The 12525-nt window shown below is 68.8% G+C and carries 14 protein-coding genes; 4 read left to right on the top strand and 10 right to left on the bottom strand.

Going from position 1 to position 12525, the window contains the following annotated elements:
* Positions 1–4: 4 nt before the first annotated feature.
* The 3 genes from VHA82_RS07100 to VHA82_RS07090 all read right to left on the bottom strand — a co-directional run bounded on the left by VHA82_RS07100 (position 5) and on the right by VHA82_RS07090 (position 2324).
* Positions 5–712 (bottom strand): TetR/AcrR family transcriptional regulator, encoded by a 708-nt coding sequence (locus tag VHA82_RS07100; RefSeq protein ID WP_325541893.1) that lies wholly within the window; start codon positions 710–712, stop codon positions 5–7.
* Between the two features lie 121 nt (positions 713–833).
* Positions 834–1994, bottom strand: coding sequence for a fumarylacetoacetate hydrolase family protein (locus VHA82_RS07095; RefSeq protein ID WP_325541891.1), 1161 nt, complete (start codon positions 1992–1994; stop codon positions 834–836).
* Between the two features lie 180 nt (positions 1995–2174).
* Positions 2175–2324, bottom strand: a complete 150-nt coding sequence (locus tag VHA82_RS07090; protein ID WP_325541889.1) for a lmo0937 family membrane protein — start codon at positions 2322–2324, stop codon at positions 2175–2177.
* Positions 2325–2663: 339 nt separating this feature from the next.
* On the opposite strand from VHA82_RS07090, the gene VHA82_RS07085 reads away from it, so the two are divergent.
* On the top strand, positions 2664–2975 hold the full coding sequence (locus VHA82_RS07085) for a BON domain-containing protein (RefSeq protein WP_325541887.1): 312 nt from the start codon (positions 2664–2666) through the stop codon (positions 2973–2975).
* Positions 2976–3159: 184 nt separating this feature from the next.
* Here the strand turns inward: VHA82_RS07085 and VHA82_RS07080 are convergent, their stop codons facing one another.
* From VHA82_RS07080 to VHA82_RS07050, 7 genes are all read right to left on the bottom strand, one after another.
* Positions 3160–3876, bottom strand: a complete 717-nt coding sequence (locus VHA82_RS07080; protein ID WP_325541885.1) for an isochorismatase family protein — start codon at positions 3874–3876, stop codon at positions 3160–3162.
* A gap of 71 nt (positions 3877–3947) precedes the next feature.
* Entirely contained in the window at positions 3948–5324 is a 1377-nt protein-coding gene (locus VHA82_RS07075) for an amidase (protein WP_325541883.1), read from the bottom strand.
* Positions 5321–5518, bottom strand: a complete 198-nt coding sequence (locus VHA82_RS07070) for a hypothetical protein (RefSeq protein WP_325541881.1) — start codon at positions 5516–5518, stop codon at positions 5321–5323. The genes VHA82_RS07075 and VHA82_RS07070 overlap by 4 nt, the downstream gene beginning before the upstream one ends.
* Complete coding sequence (locus VHA82_RS07065; protein ID WP_325541879.1) at positions 5505–6305, bottom strand: alpha/beta hydrolase; 801 nt, start codon at positions 6303–6305, stop codon at positions 5505–5507. The genes VHA82_RS07070 and VHA82_RS07065 overlap by 14 nt, the downstream gene beginning before the upstream one ends.
* Positions 6295–7275, bottom strand: coding sequence for a tripartite tricarboxylate transporter substrate binding protein (locus tag VHA82_RS07060; protein WP_325541877.1), 981 nt, complete (start codon positions 7273–7275; stop codon positions 6295–6297). The genes VHA82_RS07065 and VHA82_RS07060 overlap by 11 nt, the downstream gene beginning before the upstream one ends.
* A 76-nt stretch (positions 7276–7351) precedes the next feature.
* Positions 7352–8557 (bottom strand): FAD-dependent monooxygenase, encoded by a 1206-nt coding sequence (locus tag VHA82_RS07055; RefSeq protein WP_325541875.1) that lies wholly within the window; start codon positions 8555–8557, stop codon positions 7352–7354.
* Positions 8550–9596 (bottom strand): 2,5-dihydroxypyridine 5,6-dioxygenase, encoded by a 1047-nt coding sequence (locus tag VHA82_RS07050; RefSeq protein ID WP_325541873.1) that lies wholly within the window; start codon positions 9594–9596, stop codon positions 8550–8552. Before VHA82_RS07050 ends, VHA82_RS07055 begins: the two co-directional genes overlap by 8 nt.
* A 75-nt stretch (positions 9597–9671) precedes the next feature.
* On the opposite strand from VHA82_RS07050, the gene VHA82_RS07045 reads away from it, so the two are divergent.
* The 3 genes from VHA82_RS07045 to VHA82_RS07035 form a co-directional block, all read left to right on the top strand.
* A complete protein-coding gene (locus tag VHA82_RS07045; RefSeq protein WP_325541870.1) occupies positions 9672–10451 on the top strand; it encodes an IclR family transcriptional regulator in 780 nt (259 codons plus the stop codon).
* A 64-nt stretch (positions 10452–10515) separates the two neighbouring features.
* Positions 10516–11745, top strand: a complete 1230-nt coding sequence (locus tag VHA82_RS07040; protein ID WP_325541868.1) for a hypothetical protein — start codon at positions 10516–10518, stop codon at positions 11743–11745.
* A 249-nt stretch (positions 11746–11994) separates the two neighbouring features.
* On the top strand, positions 11995–12525 hold a 531-nt coding region (locus VHA82_RS07035; RefSeq protein ID WP_325541867.1), incomplete at its 3' end, for a hypothetical protein.

Genomic DNA, 12525 nt, shown 5'->3' with positions numbered 1-12525 from the left:
GTGACTACTCCTTCGCAGTCTTGGGTGTGCGGGTTGTCCTGGCCGTCGTACGCGCGGGAGCCGGCTCGGCGGCTTGCCTCGCGGCGTACTGCCCGAGGATGTTGTCGAATCCGGCGTTCGCGCGTTCCACGGAGCCGGGGTACTTCAGGAAACGCGCTTCGTAATGCAGCGCGAGGATGAGACCGTGGATTTCGAAGAGCATCTGGTCGGGGTCGATGTCCTTGCGCAGATGCCCTTCATCGATCGCCGACACGACGGCGCGCCGCATCGCCGCGAGCCAGGCCTTCACCGAGCCGACCAGCGCGTCGCGCACGGGGCCGGTGCGGTCGTCGAACTCCACCGCGCCGCTGATGTAGATGCAGCCCGAGTCGATCTCGAACGAGGTGCGCTTCATCCAGTTCGCGAAGAGCGCGCGCAGGCGCGGCAAGCCCCGCGGCTCGCGCATCGCGGGATAGAACACTTCTTCCTCGAAGCGCGTGTGGTACTCGCGGATCACGGAGATCTGCAGCTCCTCGCGCGAGCCGAAGTGCGCGAAGACGCCCGACTTCGACATCTGCGTGACCTCGGCCAGCGCACCGATGGAAAGGCCTTCGAGGCCGATCTGCGTGGCCAGGCCGAGCGCCGCATCCACGATGGCGGCCTTGGTCTGTTGTCCCTTCTGAAGGGCGCGGCCTTCCCTGGCGCGCTTCGAAGGCAGTTCGGTGACGGACATCGCTGGATTCACCTGGAATAAGAACGAACGGTCGTGCTATTCTGCACGAGTTCGCGGGACCTTGCCAGCGGGCATCACGGCAGGTGGGCGGCGGATGGGCGCGGCAGGTGGGTGCCGGCGGTCACGACGCCGGCGACTGCCTGAGCGCGAGGCTGCGATAGAGCGCGCGGATGCCGAACGTCCACGGCGGGATGCGCGTGCAATCGCCGACCGTGTTGACGAGCGCGCCGAGCGGCGGCGCGGCGATGGTCACGCGGTCGCCCGGCTTGTGCGTGAAGCCGAGGCCCGGGCCGTCGCGGTCTTTCACCGGCGAGAACATCGTCCCCAGGAACAGCATGAAGCCGTCGGGGTATTGATGATGCGCGCCCGCGGCCTGCCGCACGAGGTCGGCCGGGTCGCGGCTGATCTCGCGCATGTCGCTCACGCCGTCGAGTTCGAAGCCGTCCTGCGCCCCCTCGATGCGCAACTGCACGCGGCAGGCACGCACGGTGTCGAGCGTGAACCGCTCGTCGAACACGCGGATGAAGGGGCCGATGGCGCACGATCCGTTGTTGTCCTTCGCCCGGCCGAGCAGGAGGGCACTGCGGCCTTCCACGTCGCGCAGGTTCACGTCGTTGCCAAGCGTCGCGCCCGCGATCTCGAGCCGGCTGTTGACCGCGAGCACGATCTCCGGCTCGGGGTTGTTCCAGGTCGAATCCGGCAGCAGCCCGAGCACCGCGCCGTGGCCGATGGCCGACATCGGCGCGGCCTTCGTGAACACTTCCGCATCGGGCCCGATGCCCACTTCGAGATACTGCGACCAGACGCCTCGGCGCATCAGCTCCTCCTTCAGCCGGCTCGCGCCTTCGGAGCCGGGCGCGACCGATCGCAGGTCGCCGCCGATCGTGCGCTGCAGATCGGCGCGGACCGCTTCGGCCCGCCGCGGATCGCCGCCCGATTGTTCCTCGATCACACGTTCCAGCAGGCTCACCGCGAACGTCACGCCGCAGGCCTTGATCGGCTGCAGGTCGCAAGGCGCGAGCAGCCGCTCCTGCCGGGCCGGGTCCTGCGAACGCGCCATCCACTCGCGCGCGCTTCCGAGCGGCGTGCCCTCGCACTGCCGAAGAAACGCCGCGAGGTCGGGGCGATCGAGCAGGTCGGCCATGGTGGGTGCGTGGTCCGTGATGTCGAAGGTCTGCCCCTCGCGCACGGCGACGACGCAAGGCCCTTGCTGGCCGGTGTGCCAGACCCGGCCGGCCAGGAGGGCGTGATCGAGATCGGAAGGCAACGGATCGATGGCCATGGCTGTGTCGCTTCCCTTCGGTGTTGGCGTACCTTATACCCGCACCCGAAAGAAACGACCTGGCCGCTCATGCTCGGGGGCGTTCACGCTGTCCGCGAAACGCCGTTGCGTGGATGCCCGGGGTGGATCATGCCGATGACCGGCCGTTGCCGCAGGCCGGCGCGGTCATGCCGCGTCCGGCTACAGCACACGCCGGCCGCTGATCACGCGCAACAGCACGACCACGATGGCGATGACGAGCAGCACGTGGATCAAGCCGCCCATGGTGACTGAAGTGACGAGTCCGAGCGCCCACAGGAGGACGAGAACGATGGCGATGGTGTAGAGCATGGCTGATTACCGCTTCGGGGCGCCGCGAGGCGGCATGAAGTGAAAGGCGACGCTCGTGGCGGCGGCGGATGCGCCGGCGGCCGGCGCGATCTGAAGTTGTCGATTCATGGATGAACTCCGGTTGAAAGCACCGCAGAGTGCCTGCGCTTTCGCGGCATCGTCTGTGCGATGGCCAACATATCGAAGGACGGCGCCTTGTCCTCACGCGAATGCGGACGGCTGAGTGCGGCAGCGCACAGACCGCGCGGTGCGGGTGCTGCACATTGCATGGGTTGACGCCGTCATCCGCCCAGTGAAGCTCTTTGCCGGGTCGTTCATTCGAGATCCAGGAGATTCACCATGACCCGATTCACCGCCACTTCCGTTCTGTTCGCCGCAGTGGCGCTCACCGCCGTGGCCGGCTGCGCATCCACGCAGAAGCACGAGAGCACCGGCCAGTACATCGACGACACCGCCATCACCACGTCGGTGAAGGCCGCCATCTTCAACGATCCGAGCCTGAAGTCCGCCGAGATCAACGTCGAGACCTACAAGGGCCGCGTGCAACTGAGCGGCTTCGTGAGCAGCCGCGAGAAGATCGAACGAGCCGTGACCGTTGCGCAAGCCGTCAACGGCGTGACGTCCGTGGCCAACGACATGCGGGTCAAGTGATCGGCAGGGGCACGGAGGCCGCTCTCGATGAAGCCGCCGCCCGCGGCGAGGTCCGCCTTCATGGCGGCGATGCGGGGCCGACCACAAGCAACCATCGGGAACTTGCCCATCAAGGTGACCGGCGCCAGATCCCTCTGCGGATCGCGCCGCGATCGCCGATGGCGGCCCCGCCGGCCTGGCCAGGCTAGGAACGCTCCGCGGGTCGCGCGAGGCCTGCGAGACGGTCGAGACGGGCGAGCGCCTCCTCGACCGGCACCACGTCCGCATACTTGCTGTTCATGTCGAAGAGGTTCACCGCATGCGACACCTGCGAGCGGTCGAACACGCACTCCTGCGGCACGATGACGCGGAAGCCGAACGACGACGCGTCCACGGCCGTTGCGCGCACGCAGCCGCTCGTCGTCGTGCCCGTCACGAACAGGGTCGACACGCCGAGGTTCACCAGGTAGCTGGCAAGCGGCGTGCCGAAGAAGGCGCTCGCGTGCTGCTTCGGCAGCAGGATCTCGTTGTCGCGCGGCGCGACTTCCTCGACGAAGTCGTAGCCGCGCGCCGGAATGCCCATGACAGCGGGCGCCTTGTCGGCCCAGCGTCCGCCGTCGTAGGACTTCTTGGGCGCCACGTGCGCAAAGACAACCGGCATGCCCGCCTCGCGAAAGGCTTCGAGCACCGCGCGGATGTGCGGTACGGCGCGCCAGCCGTATTCGCCGCAGCTCGTCGGGTATTCGCGGATCGCTTCGCGAATCGGCGCGGGCCGATGACCGACGGAGCGGTACTGCACGTCGATCACGAGCAGGCCCGCCAGGCCGCCACCCGGCAGCGTGGCGCCCAGCCCGATCTCACGGTACAGCTCGATCTCTTCGCGAGGGATGATCCCTTCCCATGGGGGCGCGGCGGTGCTCATGGCTCGATGGCTTCCTGGTCGAAATTCGAAACGGGCTTCTGCGGTGAGAGTGCCACGATCGTCGGTTGCGATCAGGCGAAACACGAGGTGGAATGCCCGAACGCAGCAGCGATGCGAAAGAGAACGGGCTCCTGCCATGCGCCCCCCGCAAGCTGCACGCCCAGCGGAACGCCGTCTTCGCCGAGTCCGACGGGCATCGCCATCGCGGGCGTGCCGGTGACGCTGAAGGGTGCGCGCAGGTGCCGCTCGTACGTCGCGGCGACCGCATGCGCATCGTCCAGCTCGCAGGGCGGCTCGAGCGCGGAAGGCAGCACGAGCGCGTCGAATGAACGCAGAGTCTCGGCGAAGCCGCGGCACAGCACGGCGCGCGCCTGCATCGCGCGGATGTAGTCGCGGGCGGGAACGAACGCGCCCGCGAGCAGCTTCCTGCGGCTGATTTCGCAGTAGTCGCCGGGCCGCGACTGCAGCCATTTCTCGTGCACCGCATACTGTTCCGCCTGCTGGATGACGCGGCAGCACGCGTTCCATTGGTCGAGCGGCGCGAGCCTCGCCGTGCGCACGTCGGCGCCGAGTTCGCGCAGTTTCGCGACCGCCGCCTCGAAGCCCGCGACGATCGAAGGATGCGCTTTCGCGTCTTCGGTGTGCAGGTGTTCGACCACGCCGATGCGCATGCCCGCGATGCCGCGCTCGGCTCCCTCGCGCGCGGCTCGCGCATTCGCTCCCGCGTGCGCGTGCGCGTGCGCTGGGTCGATCATCGCATCGAGCAGGTGGGCGCAATCCAGTGCATCGCGCGCCATGGGCCCGATGTGGTCCAGCGAGAACGCGAGCGGGAAGACGCCGCGGCGGCTCACGAGATCGTAAGTCGGCTTGATCGAGACGATCCCGCAGCAGGTCGCGGGGTTGCGCACCGAGCCGCTCGTGTCCGTTCCGACCGCGCCCGGCACGAAGCCCGCCGCGACGGCCGCGGCCGATCCGCTGGACGAGCCGCCGGGGTGCAGCGCCAGGTTCCACGGGTTGCGTGCCGCGGGCCAGGGCAACTCGTTGGTCGGGCCGCCGATCGCGAACTCGTGCAGCGCGGTCTTGCCGACGACGACCGCTCCCGCCGCGCGCAGCTGCGCGACAACGTCGGCGTCGGCTTGCGCGGGCGGGGCGTCACGCAGGATCGCCGAGTGGCACGTCGTGCGCATGCCGGCCACGTCGATGTTGTCCTTGATGGCGATGGGAATGCCGTGCATCGGGCCGCGCCATGCACCGCGCGCGATCTCCGCCTCCGCCGCGCTCGCGTCGCGAAGCAGGGTTTGCGGATCGACGTGGATGAAAGCGTGCACGGCGCCGTCATGCGCCTCGATGCGCGCCAGCACGCGCTGCGCGAGCGCCACGGGGGACATCTCCCCGGCGCGTAGTTGCTCCGCCAGCTGCGCGATGCCCGGCTCGCGTGCCGGCTTCACGTGTCCCCCCGCACGGGCTGGAAGACATGCGCGGGTTCGGTCGTCGGCGTCACGATGTCCTCCAGCACGCGAGCGGCGGACGCGGCGCGGCTCGCGGCGGCTTCGACGCTTGCCGGGAACGCCGCGAACGCCTTGTGCAGGCCCATCGAGCGCGCACGCTCCTCGACGGAAGGCAGCGGATCAGCGGCTGGCAAGGAATCCTTCGACGGGTGCAAGAAATGCCTCCAGATCATCGAACGGCATCATGTGGCCGGTGGCGACCTTGCGGATCGTCATCCGCGGCTGGATGCGGGCGAGCTCCTCGAGCTCCGGCTCGTCGATCACGTTGCCGCGCTCGGCGACGAGGAGCATCGCCGCAACCGCGATGGCGCCGATGTTGCCGTGAATCTCTTCTTCATGGAAGCTGCGCCAGCTCTGCGCCACCGCCGGCGGATCGCACGTGTGCAACCACTCGGCGCGCGAGAGCAGCTGCTCCTCGGTCCATGCGGGATAGGTGGCGCGCACGCCCTGTGCGTCGAGCAGGCCCGAACGCGCCTGCTCGATCGCCTCCAGGTAGAACGCGAGCGGCTTTCCGTAGGGGCGCCTTCCCGGGCCACTCACCGGCGGGTCCGCGAGGATCACGCGTTCGAGCGGCGTCTGCGGCCTGGCGGCGAATCGCGCGGCGATGCGGCCGCCCATCGAATGCCCGAGCACGGCGAAGCGTTCGAGTGAAAGCGCGCGCGCGAATTCGCGCACGTCGGCCGCGCAGGCGTCGAGGCCGTAGTCCAGGTGCGGGCCCGACTCCGAGAGGCCGCGGCCGCGGATGTCGAGAATGTAGACATCGCTGAAGGCCGCGAGCCTTCGGCCCACGAAGGCCCAGGTGGCCGCCGGGCTCGTGATGCCGGGCAGAACGATGAGAGGCGCCCCCTCGCCCGGGAAGCGCAGGTAATGCTGGCGGATGCCGTTCGCTCGGACGTGCGCGCCCCAGCCCTCACTCGACATGGATGTTCGCCGACTTGATGATCTTCGCGTAGTTCTCGCGCGTCGTGCGCAGGAATGTCGCGAACTCCGCGGGCGTGTCGGCGACGGGCACGATGCCGACACCGGCGAGCTTGGCCTTGGTCTCCGGCTTGAAGAGCACGGCGTGCACCGCTTCGGCGAACTTGGAAATGACTTCGGGCGGCGTGCCGGCCGGCGCGAGAAAGCCGTACCAGGAATCCCATTCGGGCCCCGGGTAGCCCTGCTCGGCCAGCGTCGGAATCTCGGGCGCGAGCGGCGAGCGCCTGGCCGTCGAGATGCCGAGCGCCTTCAGCTTGCCGGCGCGCACCTGCGGCAAAACGTCCGGGAGGTTTCCGAACACGAGCTTGATCTGCCCGGCCAGCAGATCGGCCTGGGCCTGCGACTGGCCGCGGTACGGCGCGAAAAGCAGCTTCACCTTGGCCGCCGATTCGAACCACGCCATGGCCATGTGCGGCGAAGCGCCGACGGCTGCACCGTAGGGCACCGTGCCGGGTTGCTGCTTCGCCATGTCGACGAGGCCCGCGAGGTTCGCGACCGGCAGCGACTGGTGCGCGACGAGCACGAGCGGCGTCGAGCCGATGAGCGTGATCGGTGCGAAATCCTTGTCGGTGTTGTAGGGCAGGTCGTTGCGCAGCGTCGGGTTGGCCGCGAAGCTGTTGGCCACCGCCAGTATCGTGTAGCCGTCGGCGGGAGCCTTCGCGCCGGCATCGGTGCCGATCACGCCCGCGCCGCCGGTGCGGTTTTCCACGACGACCGACTTGCCCCATTGCTCGGACAGGTTCTGCGCGATCAGGCGCACCACGAAATCCATCGTCGCGCCCGGCGGGAAGGGCACGATGATGCGCACCGGCTTCTCGGGATAGGCACGGGCCTCCCCTTGCGCGAAGGCGGGCACCGCGGCGACGCATGCAAGCGCTGCGATGGCGGCGAGTCGTTGCAGCAGTTTTCTCATGGAAGGGGTCCTTTCGCGGCAAGCCGCTTCGAATTACCGATGAAAAGAGGTGTCGCCGCGGCAAGCCGCGTGCCGGTCACAAGGGCGCCTTCACGGCGTCGTAGCCGTAGATCCAGTCGTACCGCTCACCGACGCTTTGCGGGCTCCATTGCGCTTCGATGTACCGCACGGCGGAGTCGTTGTCCGCGAGCTGCTCGTTGTGGAACGTGCGCGCCATCGCGGCGGATTCGTGCACGATGCGCGTCGTGCGCTCGACGCGCGCGCCTTCGTAGCGGCGCAGCGCTTCCTGCGGCTGCGAGGGCCAGCGTTCGATGCAGCGCGCAAGGACGAGCGCGTCTTCCATCGCGCTGTTCGCGCCTTGGCCGAGGTAGGGCAGCATCGCGTGGCAGGCGTCGCCCATGAGCGCGACGCGTCCCTGCGTCCAGCGTGCAAGCGGCTCGCGCAGGAAGAGCGCCCACTTGTAGAGCCGGTCGCAGCTCGCGATCATCTGCTGCACCTCGGCGTGCCAGCCGGGAAAATCCGCGAGGCATTCCTGCACGCTGCCCTGGGTCACCCACGACTCGACTCGCCAGTCGTCGCGGTCCACCTGCCCGACGAAATTGAACAGCTCGCCGCGCTGCACCGGATAGCAGGTCACGTGCGCCTTCGGCCCGATCCAGTTCGTCCCCACGAGGCGGCGCTGCTGCGCACTCAGCCGTTCGATCGGCGCGAGACCGCGCCAGGCGAGCTGCCCCGTGAACTGCGCACTGCCCGCACCGAAAAGCTGGCGGCGCACGACCGAGTGCAGGCCGTCGGCGCCCACGAGGATGTCGCCCGTCGCCCGCTCGCCCGATTCGAACGAGAGCGTGACACCGTCGGCGTGCTGCTCGAAGCCCGTCGCCTTGCAGCCGAGGTGGATCGCATCCGGCTTCCTGCCGCGCACCGCCTCCACGAGCATCGCGTGGAGGTCCTTGCGATGGAGCATGAACATCGGATAGCCGTAGCGATCCGTCGAGCCCGTGCCTTCGCGCCTGAAGAGCGACCAGGTCCGCCCGTCGTTCCACAGGCGAATCTCCTTGTCCGGTGTGTTCACGCCGTGCGTGCGCACCGGGGCTTCGAGTCCGAGCTCGAAGAGCACACGAGTGCCGTTGGCCGAGATCTGCACACCCGCGCCCACTTCGCCGAGCGACGGTGCCTGCTCGTAGATGTCGACGTCGATGCCGCGCCGCAGGAGCGCGAGGCCCGCGGCGAGCCCGCCCAGCCCCGCGCCGGCGACGAGCACGTGCGGCGCGCGCTCAGCCACGAGCGATTGCCTGCACGAGCTTGCCCTCGACGACGACGGGCTCGCCGTCGAGCGAGACGCTGCACCCGATCATCGGAACATCGAGATGGCATGCGGGGTTGCGCGTGCCGCCTCCTTCGGTGTTGGGGCCGGTGGAGAACATGAAGTTGCCCGCGAAGGAGCGCGCTTCCATCGCGTTCGTCTGGCGCTTGTCGTACATGCCGAGCGCCGTCCAGTGCGCCTTGGGCTGCAGCCCCCAGCCGAGGTGCGAGACCGCGTAGCCTTCGCGGTCGCCGAACTTGCCCATGTAGTCGCGCAGGTACAGGGCGTCGAACTCGCCTTCGATGCGCGTGATGTAGCCCGCCTCGATTTCGAGCCGCACCGGCGTGCGAAGGTATTCCTTGATCGGCAGCAGCGTCGTTCCCGGAGCGAGGACCACCGTGCCGTTCGCCGAACCCTCGTTCGGCCAGGCGGCGACGAAGGTGCTGGGCGCATGGTCCCATCGGCCCGGCTCGTCCGCGAGGCCGTACTGGATCAGCAACTGGTACTCGCCCAGCGCCACCTCGAAGTCGGTTCCCGCCGCCGACGTCACGTGCATCGTCTTCGCCTTGCGCAGTTTCCCGGCGGCCGCGAGCACACGTTCGCGATCCTCGGGCGTGGGCACGAGGCGGATGAAGATCTCGGGCGGCTCCTTCACGAGCAGGATGCGCGTGCCCGCGGCGAGAATTTCCTGCTGCTCGCTGCCGCGGTCGATGCCCATCAGATCGATCACGAAGTCGCACGCCTTCATCGCCGCGATCGCGGCGGTGTTGCCCGTGAGGGCGGTTACGCCGGTGACACCGGTCGTCTCGCCGGCCATGCGCAGCGCTGCGGCGGACGACTCGCCGAGTTCGAGCACGACACTGCGCGTGCCGAGCAGCGTGGCCGCGGCCTTGGCGGCCGCGACGTGATCGGGGTGCGAATGTTCGGCGACCAGCACGACCACCGATTCGCCGCTTTCGAGGCGCGACAGCCCGAGCACGCGCTTCCACGCGTCGAGCAGCTTCATCGTCAGCGACATGGGTGCCCCTGTGATTCTGTTTAAAGGAATCACATTCTGTTGAACAGAATCCCGGCCGTCAACTAGAATTTTTGCATGCCGACTCCCCCACTCATGCAGGCGAGCGAGACGGGCGTGGCGGCCGTCGAGCGCGCGCTCTTGCTGCTGGACGCGTTCACGCACGAGCGCAGCCGGCTCACGCTGCACGAGCTGGCCGAGCACACCGGCCTCTACAAGAGCACGATCCTCAGGCTGCTTGCATCGCTGATGCGCCGCGAATGCATCGTGCGGCTGGAAGACGGCAGCTACGCGCCCGGCCCGGTGCTGCTGCGCTGGGGCAGCGCCTATCTGAGCTCCGTGCGGGTGGACACGCACATCACGCCCGTCCTCGCGCAGCTCGTGCAGCAGACGGGCGAAAGTGCGACGTTCTACGTGCGGCAGCAGGACGTGCGCGTGTGCCTCGCGCGGGTCGATTCGGCGCATTCGGTGCGCGATCACGTGCACGTGGGCGACGTGCTGCCCCTCGACCGCGGCGCGGGCGGCAAGGTGCTGCTCGCGTTCGAGGCGGACGGCGGCGCCCGCCGCGCGCGCGCAGCTTCGTCCATGGTGTTCTCGAGCTTTCGGGAGCGCGACGCCGATGGCGCTGCCATCGCCGCGCCCGTCTTCGGGCCCGGCGGCACGCTGAAAGGCGCGATCTCGCTGTCGGGTTCCGTCGCGCGGTTTTCCGATGCGGCGCTGCCGCGCTACTCGCGCGCACTGCTCACCGCGGCTGCCGAAGCCACGCGCCGGATGGGTGGCGACGCTTCCGTGTTCGAAGAGAATTCCGCTCGCGCGGCGCGTTCCACGACGAGGCGCAAGGCGCTCGTGGGCGATTGAAGTGACACGCTTCGCCTTGATCCGCGCGCTCCCGGTTGCGTGGGTCGCGATACTGCTCGTCCTCATGGCCACCACGGCAACGGGTGACCCGGTGTGGCCGCATCGGTTCGCGCTCGCCGCGCTCGCGGGCTGGCTCATCGCCTTCGCGTGCGAACGCGAGATGCTGCGCGAAGTGCTCACGCGCCATCGCCTGCTCATCGCTTCGGCCACGCTCGTCGTCTTCGCGATGCTCGCAAGCGGCCTCGCGCTGCAATTGAAGTTTCCGCGGCAGCCGTGGCTTGCCCAGCCTCCGCAGGCCGCCTTGCTGCTGGCCATCGCGCCGCTCGCGGCGCTGCTTGCCGATCGCGCGCGCATGCGGCTCGCGGCCGTCTTCCTTGCCGCGCTCGCCGTCGCGAACTTCTTCGCGTTGCCGCTCGAAGCCGTGGCCGGCATCCAATGGAGCGGGTTCGCGCATGAGCTGATTCCGCGCGAGATGGGGCCGCTCAGGTTCCAGGCCTCCGGCCTCGCGGCCGCGGCGCCGCTCTTCGGCGGCCTCATGCTCGGCGCGTTCTACCTCGCGGCCGGCGCGCTCGGCGAGGAACGTCTTTTCGGCGAGCGCGCGTTCACCGCGCGCAACTGGCTCGCGCTCGCCTTGCCGTGGACGCTCGCGGTCGCCTGCGTGCAGTCGCGCAGCGTGCTTGCCGGCGCGCTGGCGGCGTGCCTCATCGGGCTCTTCGCCTTCGCGCACCTTCGCGGCACGCGCCTGCGAGTCGTCGCCGTGCTGGTCGCCGTGCTGGTCGCCGTCGCCGGCGTCGCGCTCTTCTGGTTCCTCTTCTCGCACAACAAGAGCGGACCCGGCCTGCGCTGGGCCTACCTCATGCTCTACCTTCGCCATTCGTTCGACCCCGAGTGGCTCTGGAGCGGACGCGGCTACACGGCCACGGTCGACGCCTCGATGCAAGTCCCCGGCATGCAGATGATCAGTCACTCGCACAACGATTTCGTGCAGACGTTCTTCACCTGGGGACTCCCCGCCGCGGCCGCGTACGCGGTCTTCTGGTTCGCGCTCGGGCGACTCGCTGTGCGGTTCTGGCGGCAGCGGAGGTACTGGCCCGTGCTCGCCATCGTGGCGGTCGGCCCGAGCCTTCTCACCGACCTCGGACTGCATCACGTGGAGAAGACGGCCTTCATCGCGCTCTTCGCGGCCATGGCGATCGCCTTCGATGCGAGCAGGCGCGGGACCGGCGCAAAGGACGGTTCGAGAGAGATGGCCGCCATCGTGGCCGCGCGGAGTGTCCCGCCGAACGCATCCTAGACTTTCGTCTCGACCACAGGCAAAGGCACGCCGCAGCGCGCGGCGTCATGCACACGCCTTCGAAGCAAGCCGTCAAGTAAGCGCATACCGACGCGCTCCCCTGACCCGTCTCGTGCCCGCGCATGACCCTACATGCTGCGGGCCTTTGACCGCTTTTCGCTAAACAAATCCGCTGGCGTGGGGATGTATTGGTTATGAGCGGTGCCTATTCCGGGCGGCCGCCGCAGACCCACAGGAAGAAGAACCCACATGGTTGCAATCGTCAGCGGCAACACGCTCGGCCTGGGCTTGACATCGCTTGGCACGCTCGGTGAGGCGGGCGTGACGGGGCAGGCGGCCTCGGGCTCGAGCAGCGAGCGGGCGTACGTGAACGTGGCCAACGGCAACCTGGTCGTGCAGGACGAGGACGAGCGGCTGAAGGGGGTGGGGATCGACGGGGTGGCCTTGCGCACGTACAACAGCCTGGGGGCGCTGGACGACGACAACGCAGACAACTGGTCCACCGGCACGTACACGCGCAACCTCACAGCCGCCGGCCCCCCCAATACGGCAGGCAGCACGGTGATGCGCACCGCGCCTGACGGCGCGCAGGCGCTCTACGCGTGGGATGCGACAGCGCAGCTTTACCGCAGCACGGCAGGCGCAGGCGCCTACGACACGATCGCCTACGACGCGCCGAGCGCCACCTACAGCTGGAGCGACGGTGCGAGCGGCGCCACCGAGAAGTATCGTGCTGTGGACGGCCGGCTGCTGTGGGCCAGCGACGCGCGGGGCAACACC

This window comes from Ramlibacter sp. (assembly GCF_035548915.1).
In the GTDB taxonomy this organism is placed as follows: Bacteria; Pseudomonadota; Gammaproteobacteria; order Burkholderiales; family Burkholderiaceae_C; genus Ramlibacter.
The sequence above is the reverse complement of the archived record's forward strand: the minus strand, read 5'-3'. Positions and strand labels throughout refer to the sequence as shown.

Excerpts from the sequence above, each read along its gene's own strand:
- VHA82_RS07100 (WP_325541893.1), bottom strand. The coding sequence starts at position 712 with ATGTCCGTCACCGAACTGCCTTCGAAGCGCGCCAGGGAAGGCCGCGCC.
- VHA82_RS07095 (WP_325541891.1), bottom strand. The coding sequence starts at position 1,994 with ATGGCCATCGATCCGTTGCCTTCCGATCTCGATCACGCCCTCCTGGCC.
- VHA82_RS07090 (WP_325541889.1), bottom strand. The coding sequence starts at position 2,324 with ATGCTCTACACCATCGCCATCGTTCTCGTCCTCCTGTGGGCGCTCGGA.
- VHA82_RS07085 (WP_325541887.1), top strand. The coding sequence starts at position 2,664 with ATGACCCGATTCACCGCCACTTCCGTTCTGTTCGCCGCAGTGGCGCTC.
- VHA82_RS07080 (WP_325541885.1), bottom strand. The coding sequence starts at position 3,876 with ATGAGCACCGCCGCGCCCCCATGGGAAGGGATCATCCCTCGCGAAGAG.
- VHA82_RS07065 (WP_325541879.1), bottom strand. The coding sequence starts at position 6,305 with ATGTCGAGTGAGGGCTGGGGCGCGCACGTCCGAGCGAACGGCATCCGC.
- VHA82_RS07060 (WP_325541877.1), bottom strand. The coding sequence starts at position 7,275 with ATGAGAAAACTGCTGCAACGACTCGCCGCCATCGCAGCGCTTGCATGC.
- VHA82_RS07050 (WP_325541873.1), bottom strand. The coding sequence starts at position 9,596 with ATGTCGCTGACGATGAAGCTGCTCGACGCGTGGAAGCGCGTGCTCGGG.
- VHA82_RS07045 (WP_325541870.1), top strand. The coding sequence starts at position 9,672 with ATGCCGACTCCCCCACTCATGCAGGCGAGCGAGACGGGCGTGGCGGCC.
- VHA82_RS07040 (WP_325541868.1), top strand. The coding sequence starts at position 10,516 with ATGGCCACCACGGCAACGGGTGACCCGGTGTGGCCGCATCGGTTCGCG.